This window comes from Halomonas campaniensis (assembly GCF_002211105.1).
Classification (GTDB): domain Bacteria; phylum Pseudomonadota; class Gammaproteobacteria; order Pseudomonadales; family Halomonadaceae; genus Vreelandella; species Vreelandella campaniensis_A.
In genome coordinates this window covers 29,256-44,480 of the sequence record NZ_JPUA01000019.1, presented here as the reverse complement: position 1 = coordinate 44,480, position 15,225 = coordinate 29,256, and the positions used below count along the sequence as shown (strand labels likewise).

Here is a 15,225-nt window from a genome sequence, read left to right as displayed (position 1 = left end):
GGTTCCCCGAGTGGCGGCGAGCCACTCATCCCAAGCGGCGATTGATTGACTGTCTGCCTGACCCAACGCTTCATGCAACCGCGCCAGCACTGGCAGTTCGCAGCGGGTTAAGCCATCTTCCAATACGCCGCTTAGCCAGTCGGCAAGGCTGGCTTCGTCGCGCACCCAGTCCAGCTCAAAGGCGCTTTCCAACCCTTGTGAGAAGGCAAAGGCGCCAATCGGCAGCGCTGGGCTGACCAACTGCATCAGCCCCAACAGCGCTAGCTCGTCGCTTTGGCTTTCTAACGCGGCGAGTTCAGTGGGCATGGTGATGCTCATGGTCGTGCGAATGGTCATGGGAGTGATCGTGATCGTGGTCGTGGTCGTGGCCGTGGCCGTGCCCGTGGGAATGTCCATGCGAATGACCGTGTGAATGACCACCACCGCCTATCTGATTATAGGCGCCCGGTTCCGGGTCAAAGGTATTCTCATGGTGTTCCATTTCAGCGCCCAGTAGCACGGCGAGTTCTTCTAGCACGTGATCCGGTGGGAAGCGCACCCAAGCGCCTTTTTCGTCTTCACCCAGTGCCAGTTGAACGTGGCGATTGCCCAGATGGTAAGCCAACCGCGCCAGCGGTAAGCCAGTACTCACTCTCGCGGTCACCACCGGTTCTACGGCGGCGCAGACACGCACGACTTCGCCTCTCTCAGCTTTTAAACCTTCGCCGCTGCGCAGCACCGGGCCGCGATCCAGAAATAGCCCCAGCTCGCGGCCGCTATCGCTTTGCGCTTTTAAGCGCCCACGAATGCGTAGCTCAAAGGGCAACGTGAGTGTATCGCTCGCCGCGCTTTCCTCTATCGGCCCTAAGCGTTCTATTAGTTTCAGCATCTCTACCGTCCTTTCGCTAGCTAGGAGGCTGTGCCAGGGGTAGGCCTACGAGAGGGCGCTGTGAATACCTCCCTGTACGCTACTTTTGCCATCCATGGCAAAAGACCCTCTCTACGACCTACCCCCGTCACCTCTACCTAAATGAAATAGCCTCAATTAAAACAAATGATAACGCTGGGCCAGCGGCAGTTCGGTGGCGGGTTCGCAGGTTAAAATTTCGCCATCGCAGCGCACTTCGTAGGTTTGCGGGTCGACGGTGAGTTCTGGGCAGGCATCGTTTAGCTTCATATCCTGCTTGCGCACCTGGCGCACGTTTTTGCACGCGGCGAGCTCGCTATTTAGTCCCAGGGTCTCTTTAATACCGGCGTCCAGCGCAGCCTGGCTGACAAAGCTGAGTCGGGTTTGGCTGGCCGCACGGCCAAAGGCACCAAACATATAGCGGTAATGCACCGGCTGCGGCGTGGGAATCGAAGCACTGGGGTCGCCCATGGGCGCCGCCGCAATCATGCCGCCTTTGATCATCATCGCTGGCTTAACGCCAAAGAAGGCCGGTTTCCACAGCACCAGATCCGCCAGCTTACCGACTTCGATGGAACCTACTTCGTGAGCGATCCCGTGGGTAATCGCCGGGTTAATGGTGTACTTGGCGATATAGCGCTTGGCGCGGAAATTATCGGCGCCCAGGGCTTCGTCCTCCGGCAGCAGGCCGCGCTGCACCTTCATTTTATGGGCGGTTTGCCAGGTGCGGCAGACCACTTCGCCCACCCGTCCCATGGCTTGGGAGTCAGAGGCGATCATCGAGATCACGCCCAGATCGTGGAGGATATCCTCGGCGGCGATGGTTTCCCGGCGAATGCGTGAGTCGGCGAAGGCCACGTCTTCAGGGATATTGGGGTCGAGATGGTGGCACACCATCAGCATATCGAGGTGTTCGTCGATGGTGTTGACCGTGTAGGGCCGTGTTGGGTTGGTGGATGACGGCAACACGTAGGCTTTCGAACAGGCGGTGAGTATATCCGGCGCGTGGCCGCCACCCGCGCCTTCGGTGTGATAGGTGTGAATGCAGCGCTCTTTGAACGCGGCCAGGGTGTCTTCCACAAAGCCCGATTCGTTTAGGGTATCGGTGTGGATCGCCACCTGCACATCGTAGGCATCGGCCACGTTAAGGCAGTTATTGATCGAGGCAGGCGTGGTGCCCCAATCTTCGTGCAGTTTGAGGCCCATGGCGCCCGCTTGGAGCTGGAGCTCCAGGGACTCAGGCAGGCTGGCATTGCCTTTGCCCAGAAAGCCGATGTTCATGGGCATATCGTCGACCGCCTGGAGCATTTTACCAATATGCCAGGGGCCGGGTGTGCAGGTGGTGGCGTTGGAACCCGTCGCCGGGCCGGTACCGCCGCCAAGCATGGTGGTGACGCCGCTCATCAGCGCTTCTTCCACCTGCTGGGGGCAGATAAAGTGAATATGGGAATCGATACCGCCCGCGGTCAGGATCTTGCCTTCGCCGGAGATGATTTCGGTGCCGGGGCCAATCACGATCTCAACGTCAGGTTGGGTATCCGGGTTGCCTGCTTTGCCAATCGCGGCGATGCGGCCGTTTTGAATCCCCACATCGGCTTTAACGATACCCCACCAATCTAAAATCAGCGCATTGGTGATCACCGTATCCATCACCGTGCCATCGGCGCGTTGGCTCTGGCCCATGCCGTCGCGGATGACTTTGCCGCCGCCGAATTTCACTTCATCGCCGTAGTGGGTGGCGTCTTTTTCGACTTCGATCCACAGCTCGGTATCGCCCAGGCGCACGCGGTCGCCTACCGTGGGACCGTACATATCGGCGTAGGCTTGCCGACTGATCTTATTGGTCAGTTTCATTGTTTACCTCCATCCAGCGCGCCCATCACATCGCCGCGGAAACCGTAAATTTCGCGCTTGCCGACATAGGGAATCAGCGTGACTTCACGGGTCTGGCCGGGCTCAAAGCGAATCGCCGTGCCTGCGGCCACGTCCAGGCGAAAGCCTCGGGTTTTGTCGCGATCAAACACCAGCGCCGGGTTGGCTTCGGCAAAGTGGTAGTGGGAGCCAATCTGGATCGGACGGTCGCCGGTATTGGCCACTTCCACGCTAATCCGCTCACGCCCCGCGCACAGCTCGATATCACCCTCTTTTAACTTGTACTCACCGGGAATCATCTACTTGCTCCTTTCAATCGCCCCTCACACAATAGGCGTATGGACAGTGACCAGCTTGGTGCCATCCGGGAAGGTGGCTTCCACCTGCACTTCGTCGACCATTTCGGCGACACCTTCCATCACGTCTTCACGGCTGAGGATCTCGCGGCCATAGCTCATCAAATCGGCTACGCTGCGGCCATCCCGGGCACCTTCCATAATCTCAAAGCTGATTAGCGCCACCGCTTCCGGGTAATTAAGTTTTAAACCACGCGCCTTGCGGCGCTCCGCCAGTTGGGCGGCCGAGAACAGCAGCAGCTTGTCTTTGTCTCTTGGGGTTAATTCCATGGAATATGTCTCCAGCAATGCATCACAGTGATACGAATTAAGTTAGCCAAATTCGTGGTGTATGCGCTTCACGCTCAATCCACCGGGGGCGCAGCAGTTGCCAGGCTTGTTCACACAACGCCCAGGCTTCGTTGCGCGAGTTGCCTAAGTAGCGCAGCAACAGAACACCGTGGCGGGCGGTGACTGCCCAGCGCGGGTTATCCGGCAGCGCTTCACGCAGGGCGTCAATGGCCGCAGGCGCGTCAGCAATGCCCACCGCCCAGAGCGTGGCCTGCACCGTTGCACCGCCCTGCCCCCAGCGCCCCACGAAGCGTGGGTGGAGCGGATCAAGCGGTTGGCGCTCTAACCACAGCGGCTTGCCATCCAGGGTCAGGCGGAAGTGCTGCTCAATACGCCCTGAAACATAGGGTAAATCGCTGGCCGGGCGCCCCAGCGCCATCACTTCCCAGCCCAGGCAGCGGGCGCTGCCGTGAAGATCAATTTGGGTGCGCTGCTCACCCTTGGAACCATCAAAGGCGATGGTCTCCTGGGGCAGCCATTCAAGTGTCGCGTCATCTTCAACGCTCAACCGGGTGTGCTGCGTCCACGCCACGCCCTGGCTGTCGGCTTTATAGAGCTTATTGGCGGCTGGGGTCGTCAGCAGTGCATGAGCGCCGCGCTCAACGTGGGCGCTAATGGTGAGCGCATCGCCGCTGACTAACCCGCCCGGCGGGTGTAGCACATAGACATGGCAAGCCTCACCGCGCCCTTCCGGGTAGAAAGGGCGCTGCACCCGCAGTGGCCCCTGATGGCGAGCCTGCACCATGCGCGTGGCGCCATCGCGATGAGCAAAGTTGAGCGCTAACGAAGCCGCCCAATGGCGGCCTGCATCGAAGCGGTGGCCAGAGGCAACGGGGGGGGTGGCGATATCGCTCAGAATCATGGGTGGCTATCGCTTCCTTACAGTGAGCTTTTCACTAACCACTGCAATTAATGCGCCAAAATGGTGAAAAACCTATTTTGCGGCCGCGGGAGGGCTTGGATCGTCGTAATAGGTCACATAACGCGCGCCTAACGCGTACTTAGCGCGCACATAACGCACCAAAAAAGAACAGATAAATACGATACGCACCAGAAAAGCGCATTAATGTTCGCTGCATACCTCCAGCAACATCATTGCACCACTACCCGATCCCGCCCGCTGCGCTTTGCTTGATAAAGCGCCTGGTCGGCCCGCTGTAAGGAGCGGTGATAGTCGGGGTGGCCGTCATGGAGTGTGACTCCCACGCTGATCGTTACGTTTAGCAGCGTATCGGCGCCAGCGAGCATTGGCTCTTTTGCCACCGACTGACGTAAACGCTCAGCAAATAACCGGCTGCCATCGTGGTCAGTATTGACCAGCACAATCAAAAACTCTTCGCCGCCCATGCGGAAAACGTAATCACCACCACGGGTGGAACGATCCAGAATACTCGCCACCTGCTGCAGCACGCTGTCGCCTGCGTCGTGCCCATGGGTGTCATTAATCGACTTAAAGTGGTCGATATCGACCATTAACAGCGCAAAGCAGTGCTCCGAGTGGCGGGCGATCTCAATCTCGCGGCTAAGCACCACCGACAAAAACTTGCGGTTGAGCAGCCGGGTTAAGCTGTCGCGTCCAGCATCTAAACCGGAGGCACGTTCCAGCACATCGTCGAGCAGCATCAACACCATACGAGCGGCGTCACGAATCTCACTCAGCGCCTGGAGCCGTTGGCTAGGGTCTTCATGGAGCAGGACTTCCAGCCACTCACGATCCACTTGCTGAATATGGCGAGAGATAGTGGCAATTTCCGGCGCACCCTCAAACGCATGGCACGCTTTATGGAAGTACCATAGACCAAAATCGGAATTGGATAACCGCGGCAGTGTGGTCAAATCCTGCTGGGCGGCAACGGCAAACATCAGCATATTTTCCCAGTGCAGCAGCGCCGAACGCTGACGTTCACGCTCGTCACCGATGCTTTGAGTAAGAGAAAACAGCTTATACGCCTCTTCGGTGCGCGCATTACGGTCACTGGCCACCGAGTAGGCATGGCTCATAATTTCCATGGCCATATCGATATGGTCGGAGACATACACCGAAGCATTCCCCGGCGATAGCGGGCTTTTGAAGGTGGCATTGATCTGCTGATAAAACGCCTGTTTAAGCTGCCGCGCCCCGTTAAGCACCAGGTTAACCGGTATATCGATACGTGCATGCACCTGCCCCACTTTCTCCTGCTGCTCAACCAGGGACTCAAAATCGGCGTGATCGACGGCAAACATGGCCTTCAGCCAGCGCCGCATTGAAGGGTTTAAACGCTGCTCTACTTGATCATTGGAGAGAAACAGCGAGGCGTGCGGGTCTTCCAGCATCACCCGATAAAAGTGGTCAGCAAAGTAATCACCGTGGCTCTCCACCAGGGTCTCGACGGCTTGCCGCAACGGCTTAGGCGTACGCTCCAGAAGCGTCTGCCACTCGGCGGCGAGCTGATATTTATCTTTATAGCGCATACCCCACCTGCTTCTTATTGCTAAAGCAATCAATGTTACAGGCAAAAAATCGCCTGCAACCGAACACAGAACAGGGTTTTAGCGATTAGCCCACCAGATATCTTCTCTCCTATGTGCATCACTTGACGGCGGCAAATGCATCATGTATATCAATTGATAGATCTTTAAAGTATCAAATGAGGATAACGCCATGGATGTCCATTTCACTCAGTACCAACCACCCAAAGCCTTGGCGTTCGGTTTCTGGCAACAAATTGGCCTGCCTGCCCGTGGCCGAAAGCTGCATGAGTTATTGCATGAAGGCGTGGAGTACCGGGTTTACCCTCAGCTTGCCAAAGTGTCAGGTATTGAGCAGAAAGTACTGGCGAGCTATGTGGACATTCCCCCTGCCACGTTGAGCCGTCGCGCCAAATCGGGCCGTTTCAAGATGGCGGAAAGCGACCGGCTGTATCGCTTTGCTGAGCTCTTTAAAGCGGCGCTGGATCTGTTTGAAGGCGACGCCGATGGCGCCCGCGCTTGGCTGCTCAAGCCTAATGCCGGGCTAGGCGGGCGCCGTCCCGTGGAAATGAGCGCAACCTCGGCGGAGTATCAAACGGTGCTTAACTTGATCGGGCGGCTTGAGCATGGTGTCTCGGTATGAGCGAGGTCACCGCTTACCGGCTGGTGAAGCGCAAGTTTCAGGAGACAGCGTTTGATAGCGAAGGCGCACGACTTTACGGTGGGCGCTGGAGCAGTCCAGGCAACGCCTGCGTGTATGTGGCAAGCGCTGAGTCGCTGGCGCTGCTGGAAATTATGGTGCATCTGGAAAGCTATCGGCTGCTTAATGCCTATGCGCTGCTGCGCCTGACGCTACCCGCCGAAAGCATTCTCAGCGTTGGCGCCGAAGATTTACCTGCAAACTGGCGGGAAGCACCCGCGCCCGCAGAGACCGCCGAACTGGGTGATGGCTGGCTAGCCTCCAACCAGAGTCTGGCACTGGCAGTGCCAAGCGTGGTCGTGCCGAGAGAGCCCAATTACATGCTCAACCCGGCACACCCCTTATTCGATCAAATCGTCGCAGCGGCCGAGGCACTGCCCTTCCAACCCGATCCAAGACTTTGAACCGGGTGTGGATAACGTTTTTGACATCACCTTTCAAACGTTACATGAGCCCGCCAGACGCTACTCCGCTTGGTTACTCCGCCTATCTGAAAACAGCCTTTCCCGACCCTAAGGGGGAGAATAGCGAGCTTCCCCAAGTGAGTTCTCGGTCAGTATTACTAGCGCACCAGTAATAAGCGCTCGCATACCTTCATCTAATTCCGCCTCCATTTCGACCTCCTCCAGGCCGCGGTTAGCCTCCTCGACAGGCTCTTTCCCCACTACCGAATAAATCGTATCGGCGACGGAAAAGCATTGAAAAGCTATCGTCGCCAAAAGCCAGCGAGCCTGCTCCTGGGAGATATCATACACCTCCGCAATATGGTTTTGATGTGCACGAATTTTTTCAATCATGGGCTGAGTAGCAGCCAAGCGACGAATCACATAGGGCGTTAATCCTGGGTGAGCTTTGACAAACTCGCGTATCGAGGCGGCAAAAGTGAATAGATACTCTTTCAATTCCCCGGGCGCATCATTGGAAGCTCGTGGAATTTTCCAACGTTGAAATATCTCTTCGGCCACTAAGCATTTCAGCGCCTTTAAATTGGGCACATGCTTATAAAGCGCCATATGGCTGATGCCTAGCGCGCTGGCCACCCCGACAAAGGTGATGTTGGGTAGGCCGATTTCGATACCCGCATTCGCAATACGCTCAAGCGTGATGGTAGGCGGCCGCCCCCGTGTTTTAACTGGCTGTTGCGTTGTCATATTGCGTCCTTGATCGCTAGCGCCCCTTATCTAGCCATTCACTCACCGTAGGGTCAATTAGTCGATTGACATGCAATTATACTAATTAGTTTATTGCCATGAAACTAATTATCTATTAGCCTACTTAAACGCGACTAATTCTCGTTAAAGCTCGCTGCTACGCAGACTCTTCCATTAGATGCTGCCGCAAGCACGCAGGCTCGATCACCCCCTATGGCCGAGTACTAACGTTTCATGAGCACGCACGACACATCGATACCCCAAGGCAAGAGCACTATCAGCCAAGTGTTGGCCCCTATACGCACACGGCTTATTGCCGCAGCAATGCTAGCGGGCATCGGCACGATATTAACGATGGTGCCGCTTGCCGGTATGGCGCATATCGCCAAGATTCTTGTCTCTGACCCAGGCACCACCGGGGAGTTATCAACCGCCAGCATGCGTGAAATCGGCTGGGTGGTAGCCGCCAGCGTCGCGAGCCTCTTTGTCGGCATGGGGTGTATGTTCCTGGGCGAGCTGGTCACGCACTTGGCGGATAACCAACTCACCTACCAGCTACGCTTGGCTGTGATGCGGCGTTTGTCCCAAGCACCGCTTGGCTGGTTTACCAGCCGCGCCTCCGGCGACGTAAAACAGGCGATGCAGGACGACATTGCGACGCTGCACAGCCTGACCGCGCACTTCTACACGGCGGTAGGACGCGTGCTGGGCGCCTTACTGATCTCGGTGCTCTATCTGGTCGCGCTGGATTGGAAGATCGCTCTGGTGACGTTGCTACCCCTGCCCGGTTTCTTTCTTTTCCTGCGCCGGCTGATGCAAGCCAGCAAAACCAATATGGGGGAGTTTATTGCCCAGCTGGAGCGCATGAATAACGCCATTAATGAATTTGTCTGCGGCATTCCCGTCGTCAAGGCCTTCGGTACGACCGGCAAAGCCTATCGTGGCTATCAAGCAGCCGTGGATAGTTTTGCCCAAGCCTTTGAGCAATTTACCCGCCCTCTGGTCGCGTCTATGGCGCATGTCCATGCGATGGTGACAGCCGTAACGGTATTGGGCCTGACACTCACGTTTGGCATTTTTTCAGTCGCCATCGGCTGGTCAGAGCCGGTCGACCTGGTGCCCTTCATTCTGGTCGCCCCAGGCATCTGCGCCCCGTTACTGCTGCTGCATACCTTACTGCACGACTTAGGCAGTGCCGTGGGCGCCGCCCAGCGCGTCATGGCGCTGCTTGAAACGCCGGTGCTGCCATCGATCCCCGCTGACGAGCGCCAGCTCCCAGACGACCATGAAGTTCGCTTTGAAAACGTCAGTTACGTCTATGACAACGCGCAAAACGGGCTATCTAACCTTCACTTTACGCTCCCCCCCGGCAGCGTGACGGCGGTTGTTGGCCCCTCAGGGGCGGGCAAATCCACCCTGGCACGCCTGATGCTGCGCTTTTTTGACCCCACCCATGGGCGCATTACGTTAGGCGGGGTGGATCTGCGCCATATGGAGATGTCGACGCTCTACCAGCGGATGGGTTTTGTTCTCCAGGACGTGCGCCTGATCCATGCCAGCATTGGTGACAACATTGCGCTGGGCCGCCCTTCGGCCAGCCAGCAGGAGATCGAGGATGCCGCGCGCGCGGCGAATATCCACGAACGTATTGCAGCGCTCCCTCACGGCTATCGCTCGATGGTTGGCGAGGATATTCAGCTCTCCGGTGGCGAGCAGCAGCGTATCAGCATCGCCCGCGCCATGTTACTTGATCCGCCTTTATTGGTTCTGGACGAGGCGACAGCAGCGGTTGACGCCAGCAACGAGCTGGCCATTCAGCAGGCACTTTCGCGTTTAACCCAGGGACGCACGCTGGTGATTATTTCGCATCACCTCAATTCGATCATGCACGCCGACCACATTCTGGTACTCGATGGCGGCAAGGTCGCAGAGCAAGGCGATCACGACCAACTGCTAGCCCGCAAGGGGCTTTATGCTCGTCTTTGGGCACTGGAAGAGATGACAAATTCACTGCAATCGAAGGTGGCAGCGTGCTGAACATGCTCACTCAACTACTGGGCGACGACACCGTGCTGTTACGTCGCTATCTCGGGCTAGCCATTGTCTATGGTGTGCTAAGCGGTTTGACCATCTTGGCCCTTGTTCCGCTTCTCAGTTACCTTTTGATCGGCCAACTCAGCGTGGCCACCGCATGGCTGGTCGCGCTGCTGTTCGGCATCCTGGTCTGTTGGGGCGTGCGGTGGTACTTGGAGCAGGCAGGCGTCCGTGTCGGCGTCGCCATCTTACAGTCGGGCCGCCACCGCCTTGGCGAACACGTCGCGCATCTGCCGGTCGGCTGGTTTACCGCGGCGAATACCGCGCGCCTTAGCCATGCCACTACGCAGGGGATGATGGCGGTAGCCCAGCTTCCTGCCCACGTCTTTACACCGGTGATCAGCGGGCTTGTCACGCCTATCGTCCTGCTTTCCGCGCTGCTGGTGCTGCACCCACCGCTGGGGCTTGCGGCGCTGGTCGCCCTGCCACTGCTGTTGGCGGTTTTATCACTCACCACTAAGCTTGCCCGGCATGCCGACAGAGCCTTCCAGCAACACTTTGCCGCTACCAGCCAGCGCATGGTGGAGTTCGCCAGTGCCCAGGCCGTCTTACGCGCCTTTAGTGGCAACCACCACAGCACGCGCTTTCTAGAACAGGCCATGCAACAGCAGCAGCGCTCGGGCACCAGGCTGGCTTGCCTCTCGGCGCTTTCGGCACTGCTCAATGCCTGGGCAGTACAGATCGTCTTTGCCGTGCTGTTGATCGTCACAAGCCTGTGGATCAATACGCTTCTGGAAGGAGCGTTGACGGTATCGAGCACCATCAGTGTCATCATTGCGCTGGTGCTGGTAAGCCGGTTCGTCGAGCCGCTGCTGGATGTCGCTCAACATAGCGACATTTTGCGCAGTGCAAAGGGGCAACTCGAAGAGATCCAGGCGATTTTCGACGCTGAACCCTTAGCCGAGCCAACGACACCTCAGCCACCCCGCGATGCATCCATCGAATTGCGGGCTGTCCGCTTTCGCTATGCACCGCATGAGCCCGATGTGCTCAACGGGGTTAGCCTATCGATCACGCCTGGTAGCATGACCGCATTGATCGGCGAGTCAGGGTCGGGCAAGACCACCCTGGCCCGACTGGTCGCGCGGTTTTTCGATGCCGATCACGGTAGTGTGCTGGTCGGCGGCGTAGACGTGCGCGCGATGTCGAGCACCCAGTTGGCGAACCAAGTCAGCCAGATCTTTCAGGAGAGCTACCTGTTTGCTGGCAGTATTGCTGACAATATTCGCTTTGGATACCCCGACGCCAGCGATGCCGAACTGCTGGAAGCTGCGCGCCTGGCCGGTGTCATCGAGATCGTCGAACGCCTGCCCCAAGGATTGGACACCCCGGTGGGCGAAGCAGGCACCCGCCTTTCCGGCGGCGAGCGGCAGCGTATCGCCATCGCCCGTGCCCTCATTAAAAATGCGCCCATTCTGCTGGTGGATGAAGCGACAGCCGCACTGGATGCGGAAAATCAGGCCATCATCACCCAGGCGCTGGCGCGACTGAGAGGCCAACGCACGCTCTTGGTGATCGCCCACCAACTCTCTACGGTGAGCATGGCTGACCAGATCATCGTGCTCGATGAGGGGCGTGTCATTGAACAGGGCGCGCCCGATGAACTGCTCGCACAGCAGGGGCGCTACGCCACGTTTCTTGGCCAACGCCAAACCGCCAAAGGGTGGCGCATCACCCCGGATAAAACGCGAGAAACCGCACAGTGATGCGCGTGTATCTGCCTCTCCTGTTTGTATTGCTGTGCGCGGCATCATTACTGGTCGGCGCGCGGCAGCTCAGCGGTTACCAACTCATCAGCCTGTCGGATGATGCCTGGTTGACGTTGACGGCCAGCCGACTGCCACGCCTGATCACGGTGTCATTGACCGGCGTGGGTCTCGCCATTTGCGGTGTGATTCTGCAGCATATCGTGCGCAATAAGTTCGTGGAGCCCGCCACCTCGGGTGGGCTTGATGCCGCTAAACTGGGCATTCTCGTATCGCTGCCCCTCATGCCCACGGCGAGCGCTGGATCACGCATGCTGGCCGCCCTGCTGTTCTGCTTCGCTGCGAATGTTGTCTTTATCGCTATCGTTCGCCGCATAAAGTTCACCAACACGGTGCTGATTCCCGTCATCGGTTTGATGTACGGCGGCGTGCTCAGCGCCCTGGCCGAGTTCTACGCCTACCGCCACAACATCCTGCAAAGCATGCAGGGCTGGCTGCTGGGAGATTTTTCGAAGATCGTCCAGGGTCATTACGAAATTATCTACCTTATTCTGCCGGTCGTTGTACTCGCCTACGTCTACGCGCATCGCTTCACGGTACTGGGCATGGGCGAAGAGATGGCGACGAGTTTGGGCGTCAACTACTTCGTTACCGCCGCCCTTGGGCTGATGCTGGTGGCCATTACTGTCTCGGTCACGGTCATCACCGTGGGCGCCATCCCCTTTGTCGGGTTAGTGATTCCCAATCTGGTGGCGCTCTACTACGGCGATAACCTGGCTCGCACGCTACCCGCCGTAGCGCTGTCGGGGGCCACCCTGCTGCTGGCCTGCGACATTGCGGGACGCCTGCTGATCTACCCCTTTGAGGTGCCCATCGGCTTAACGTCGGCGTGTGTCGGGGGCGTGCTGTTTCTGATCCTGATCGTCAGGAGGGCACGGTGATGAGTATCAACGCTCGCCATACCGTTTGGGCGGCCGTGCTCGCTCTTGCGCTCGCTTTTGTCTTCGTACACTCCGGCTTCGACTTCGCGTATGTGATTCCGAAACGCCTTGAACGCTTGGCCACCATGGTGATCGGTGGCATCTGTGTCGCCTGGTCCGCCATCACGTTTCAGAGCCTTACCGGTAACCGCATATTAACGCCTGCCATCATGGGCTATGAGGCCGTCTATCTGCTGTTTCAGGCCCTGTTGATGCTGATGCTGGGCACCCGCAGCCTGATGCTGCTCGGCGAGCATGGCAACGCCGCACTCTCGATCCTGCTGATGCTTGGCTACTCCTGGACGCTGCAGCGCTGGCTGTTTAGAGACGACAGAGACAATGTCTATTTCCTACTGTTGATAGGACTGGTACTGACCATGGTCATTACCACGCTCACCCAGTTCGTTCAGCTCAAGATGAGCCCAGGTGAGTTCTCCATTCTGATCGGTTACAGCAAAGCCACGTTCGGTAACGCCAGTGCCACACAGCTGCTCTACGCCACGCTGATCGTGGTCACGATTTGCCTGGTGGGCCTGAAAAGCCTGCCAATGCTCGATGTGCTGTTGTTGGGCAGAGAGCAGGCCATATCGCTTGGTATCGATTATCGACGCTGCGTGCAGCGCCAGCTCTTTTTGATCGCCGCACTGGTGGCAGTATCGACCAGCCTGCTTGGCCCCACGGCATTCATGGGTATTTTCGTGGCCAATACGGCCTATGCGCTTGCCGGGACTTACCGCCACCGGGTCACGCTGCCGTTGGGTTGTGCCATCGCCATTGCCCTGTTCATCCTCGCCCAACTGCTGGTCGAACATCTCTTCAACTACACCACCACCGTCGGCATCCTCGTCAACCTTGTGTGTGGGGCTTACTTCCTGTCGCTGATGGTGCGTAAGCGAGGCACCGCATGATCTCGGTTCACGACCTGCATAAAACCTACGGCGCCCGTTCGGTGCTATCGGCGGTCAATCTCTACTTTCCATCTGGGCAGTTAACGTCCTTGGTGGGCCCTAATGGCGCGGGCAAGACGACGCTGCTGATGATGCTGGCGAGACTGCTTAAGCCCTCCCGGGGGGATATTCAGCTCGACGGCGCCCAAGTAACGGGCATTCCCATCAGCGAGTATGCCAAGCAGGTGGCCACGCTGCGCCAGGCGCCTGAGTTCAACCTGCGCCTGACCGTCGAGGAGTTGGTTGCCTTTGGCCGCTTTCCCTATAGCCGTGGCACGCTCACGCGGCATGACCATCGTGTGATTGACGACGCCCTGGCGTTTCTATCGCTGACGGCGCTACGCGGTGCTTATCTGAATGAGCTCAGCGGCGGCCAGCGCCAGATGGCCTTCCTGGCCATGACCATTGCGCAGCAAACCGATTACCTGCTGCTCGACGAGCCACTGAATAACCTCGATATCAAACATGCCGTTCAGATCATGCAGGCGCTTCGCCGTCTCTGCGATGAACAAAGGCGAACGGTGATCCTGGTCGTTCATGACATCAACTTCGCCGCCAACTACTCCGATTACATCGTCGCCATGAAGGATGGGGCCGTGCACTGCGAAGGCAAGGTCTCCAATGTGATCACCGAACGGCGCTTGAGTGAGCTTTACGGACTGAAGTTCGACATCGCCCATAACGAACGCGGCTATCTCTGTAATTACTTCAAGCCCTCAGGAAACCTGGAATGAAACGATCTCTCAACAACCGCTTGGCCCGCTTTCTCCCACTCGCCTTGGTGGCGTTGCTACAAGGGTGCGATCAACCTTCAGCCAATGATATGCCCGCCCAGGAGGCCATGACGCCGCTGACGATTCACCACGCGCTGGGCAGCACCGTGATCAATCACCGTCCACAACGGGTAGCGGCATTGGATATGAATGAAGTCGATTTTCTGGATCAGTTGGACATTCCTGTGGTGGGCATGCCAAAGGACTTTATTCCCCATTTTCTGGACAAGTATCGAGACGATCCGACGATTGAAGACCTGGGCGCCATCGTACGCCCTAACCTTGAGCGAGTGCATCGAGCTCACCCTGACCTCATTCTTATGACGTCATTACAGGCCAACGACTATAACGAGCTGACGCAGATCGCCCCCACGCTGCACTTCGACGTGGATTACCGCAACAGCCAGACCAACCACATTGACGTTGTCATGGAGCATCTCATGGATCTTGGGCAGATCTTTGGCAAACAGGCGTTGGCCCGTCAGCGTGTTGCCGAGCTGACGCATACCATCGAGGAGGTCAGGCGTGTGACCCAGGGCCGCCCCGAGAAAGCCCTTATCCTGCTGCACAATAATGGCGCTTTCCACTCCTTTGGCGTGCAGTCACGCTACGGCTTCATCTTCACCGAACTAGGCGTTGCCCCCGCCGCACCTGACAGCGATACCGGCCTGCATGGTCAGCCGGTCTCTAGCGAATTCATCCAGCAGGCTGACCCCGACATCATCTATGTCGTGGATCGTACTGCCGTGATGGAGCACCGGCCAACCCTGAGTGCCGACAGCCTGGCAAACCCGCTGTTACGCCAAACTAACGCCTGGCGAAATGACCGTGTGGTGTTTGTCGACCCCGAAGCCTGGTATGTCACCGCCGCCAGCGTTAGCTCTCTGGTGATCATCGCGGATGACATTATCGACGGCTACCGGCACTAGCGGCCCATATCACCTAAGCACCTAAGCACCTTAAAAAAACGCTTTCATGG

16 protein-coding genes are annotated in these 15,225 nt (G+C 57.8%); 8 read left to right on the top strand and 8 right to left on the bottom strand.

Going from position 1 to position 15,225, the window contains the following annotated elements:
* The 7 genes from JI62_RS22860 to JI62_RS06880 form a co-directional block, all read right to left on the bottom strand.
* Window positions 1-306, bottom strand: a 306-nt coding sequence (locus tag JI62_RS22860; protein ID WP_276206555.1) for an urease accessory protein UreF, incomplete at its 3' end; no start/stop codon positions are given.
* Window positions 296-868 carry an urease accessory protein UreE gene (locus tag JI62_RS06905; RefSeq protein WP_088699456.1) on the bottom strand — a complete coding sequence of 191 codons (573 nt, stop codon included), beginning with the start codon at window positions 866-868 and terminating at the stop codon, window positions 296-298. The genes JI62_RS06905 and JI62_RS22860, both read right to left, overlap by 11 nt.
* 156 nt (window positions 869-1,024) lie before the next feature.
* Window positions 1,025-2,740, bottom strand: coding sequence for an urease subunit alpha (gene ureC, locus JI62_RS06900; RefSeq protein WP_088699455.1), 1,716 nt, complete (start codon window positions 2,738-2,740; stop codon window positions 1,025-1,027).
* On the bottom strand, window positions 2,737-3,057 hold the full coding sequence (locus tag JI62_RS06895) for an urease subunit beta (protein ID WP_022521354.1): 321 nt from the start codon (window positions 3,055-3,057) through the stop codon (window positions 2,737-2,739). The genes ureC and JI62_RS06895 overlap by 4 nt, the downstream gene beginning before the upstream one ends.
* Window positions 3,058-3,081: 24 nt before the next feature.
* On the bottom strand, window positions 3,082-3,384 hold the full coding sequence (locus tag JI62_RS06890; protein WP_088699454.1) for an urease subunit gamma: 303 nt from the start codon (window positions 3,382-3,384) through the stop codon (window positions 3,082-3,084).
* Between the two features lie 37 nt (window positions 3,385-3,421).
* The gene (locus JI62_RS06885) at window positions 3,422-4,306 is read right to left on the bottom strand and encodes an urease accessory protein UreD (RefSeq protein ID WP_088699453.1); all 885 of its coding nucleotides are present in this window, start codon (window positions 4,304-4,306) and stop codon (window positions 3,422-3,424) included.
* 230 nt (window positions 4,307-4,536) lie between these two features.
* The gene (locus JI62_RS06880) at window positions 4,537-5,898 is read right to left on the bottom strand and encodes a diguanylate cyclase (protein WP_088699452.1); all 1,362 of its coding nucleotides are present in this window, start codon (window positions 5,896-5,898) and stop codon (window positions 4,537-4,539) included.
* A gap of 190 nt (window positions 5,899-6,088) precedes the next feature.
* Between JI62_RS06880 and parS the strand changes: the two genes are divergently transcribed.
* Complete coding sequence (gene parS, locus JI62_RS06875) at window positions 6,089-6,538, top strand: type II RES/Xre toxin-antitoxin system antitoxin (protein ID WP_088699451.1); 450 nt, start codon at window positions 6,089-6,091, stop codon at window positions 6,536-6,538.
* A complete protein-coding gene (locus JI62_RS06870) occupies window positions 6,535-6,999 on the top strand; it encodes an RES family NAD+ phosphorylase (RefSeq protein WP_088699450.1) in 465 nt (154 codons plus the stop codon). The genes parS and JI62_RS06870 overlap by 4 nt, the downstream gene beginning before the upstream one ends.
* A 108-nt stretch (window positions 7,000-7,107) precedes the next feature.
* Here JI62_RS06870 and JI62_RS06865 read toward each other — a convergent pair whose 3' ends face one another.
* Complete coding sequence (locus JI62_RS06865) at window positions 7,108-7,746, bottom strand: TetR/AcrR family transcriptional regulator (RefSeq protein WP_088699449.1); 639 nt, start codon at window positions 7,744-7,746, stop codon at window positions 7,108-7,110.
* Window positions 7,747-7,980: 234 nt separating this feature from the next.
* On the opposite strand from JI62_RS06865, the gene JI62_RS06860 reads away from it, so the two are divergent.
* From JI62_RS06860 to JI62_RS06835, 6 genes are read left to right on the top strand one after another with little or no spacing between them, the layout of a single operon-like run.
* Entirely contained in the window at window positions 7,981-9,783 is a 1,803-nt protein-coding gene (locus JI62_RS06860; protein WP_088699448.1) for an ABC transporter ATP-binding protein, read from the top strand.
* A 2-nt stretch (window positions 9,784-9,785) separates the two neighbouring features.
* Window positions 9,786-11,546, top strand: coding sequence for an ABC transporter ATP-binding protein (locus tag JI62_RS06855; RefSeq protein ID WP_240513166.1), 1,761 nt, complete (start codon window positions 9,786-9,788; stop codon window positions 11,544-11,546).
* Complete coding sequence (locus tag JI62_RS06850; RefSeq protein ID WP_088699446.1) at window positions 11,546-12,487, top strand: ABC transporter permease; 942 nt, start codon at window positions 11,546-11,548, stop codon at window positions 12,485-12,487. Before JI62_RS06855 ends, JI62_RS06850 begins: the two co-directional genes overlap by 1 nt.
* A complete protein-coding gene (locus JI62_RS06845; RefSeq protein WP_088699445.1) occupies window positions 12,487-13,434 on the top strand; it encodes an iron chelate uptake ABC transporter family permease subunit in 948 nt (315 codons plus the stop codon). Before JI62_RS06850 ends, JI62_RS06845 begins: the two co-directional genes overlap by 1 nt.
* Window positions 13,431-14,207, top strand: a complete 777-nt coding sequence (locus JI62_RS06840) for an iron ABC transporter ATP-binding protein (RefSeq protein WP_088699444.1) — start codon at window positions 13,431-13,433, stop codon at window positions 14,205-14,207. Before JI62_RS06845 ends, JI62_RS06840 begins: the two co-directional genes overlap by 4 nt.
* Window positions 14,204-15,175 (top strand): siderophore ABC transporter substrate-binding protein, encoded by a 972-nt coding sequence (locus JI62_RS06835; protein WP_088699443.1) that lies wholly within the window; start codon window positions 14,204-14,206, stop codon window positions 15,173-15,175. The genes JI62_RS06840 and JI62_RS06835 overlap by 4 nt, the downstream gene beginning before the upstream one ends.
* Window positions 15,176-15,225 lie beyond the last annotated feature (50 nt).

What these genes read in the sequence shown, in the direction of transcription:
- JI62_RS06905 (WP_088699456.1), bottom strand. Translation starts at nt 868, where the DNA reads ATGCTGAAACTAATAGAACGCTTAGGGCCGATAGAGGAAAGCGCGGCG.
- ureC (WP_088699455.1), bottom strand. Translation starts at nt 2,740, where the DNA reads ATGAAACTGACCAATAAGATCAGTCGGCAAGCCTACGCCGATATGTAC.
- JI62_RS06895 (WP_022521354.1), bottom strand. Translation starts at nt 3,057, where the DNA reads ATGATTCCCGGTGAGTACAAGTTAAAAGAGGGTGATATCGAGCTGTGC.
- JI62_RS06890 (WP_088699454.1), bottom strand. Translation starts at nt 3,384, where the DNA reads ATGGAATTAACCCCAAGAGACAAAGACAAGCTGCTGCTGTTCTCGGCC.
- JI62_RS06885 (WP_088699453.1), bottom strand. Translation starts at nt 4,306, where the DNA reads ATGATTCTGAGCGATATCGCCACCCCCCCCGTTGCCTCTGGCCACCGC.
- JI62_RS06880 (WP_088699452.1), bottom strand. Translation starts at nt 5,898, where the DNA reads ATGCGCTATAAAGATAAATATCAGCTCGCCGCCGAGTGGCAGACGCTT.
- parS (WP_088699451.1), top strand. Translation starts at nt 6,089, where the DNA reads ATGGATGTCCATTTCACTCAGTACCAACCACCCAAAGCCTTGGCGTTC.
- JI62_RS06870 (WP_088699450.1), top strand. Translation starts at nt 6,535, where the DNA reads ATGAGCGAGGTCACCGCTTACCGGCTGGTGAAGCGCAAGTTTCAGGAG.
- JI62_RS06865 (WP_088699449.1), bottom strand. Translation starts at nt 7,746, where the DNA reads ATGACAACGCAACAGCCAGTTAAAACACGGGGGCGGCCGCCTACCATC.
- JI62_RS06860 (WP_088699448.1), top strand. Translation starts at nt 7,981, where the DNA reads ATGAGCACGCACGACACATCGATACCCCAAGGCAAGAGCACTATCAGC.
- JI62_RS06855 (WP_240513166.1), top strand. Translation starts at nt 9,786, where the DNA reads ATGCTCACTCAACTACTGGGCGACGACACCGTGCTGTTACGTCGCTAT.
- JI62_RS06850 (WP_088699446.1), top strand. Translation starts at nt 11,546, where the DNA reads ATGCGCGTGTATCTGCCTCTCCTGTTTGTATTGCTGTGCGCGGCATCA.
- JI62_RS06845 (WP_088699445.1), top strand. Translation starts at nt 12,487, where the DNA reads ATGAGTATCAACGCTCGCCATACCGTTTGGGCGGCCGTGCTCGCTCTT.
- JI62_RS06840 (WP_088699444.1), top strand. Translation starts at nt 13,431, where the DNA reads ATGATCTCGGTTCACGACCTGCATAAAACCTACGGCGCCCGTTCGGTG.
- JI62_RS06835 (WP_088699443.1), top strand. Translation starts at nt 14,204, where the DNA reads ATGAAACGATCTCTCAACAACCGCTTGGCCCGCTTTCTCCCACTCGCC.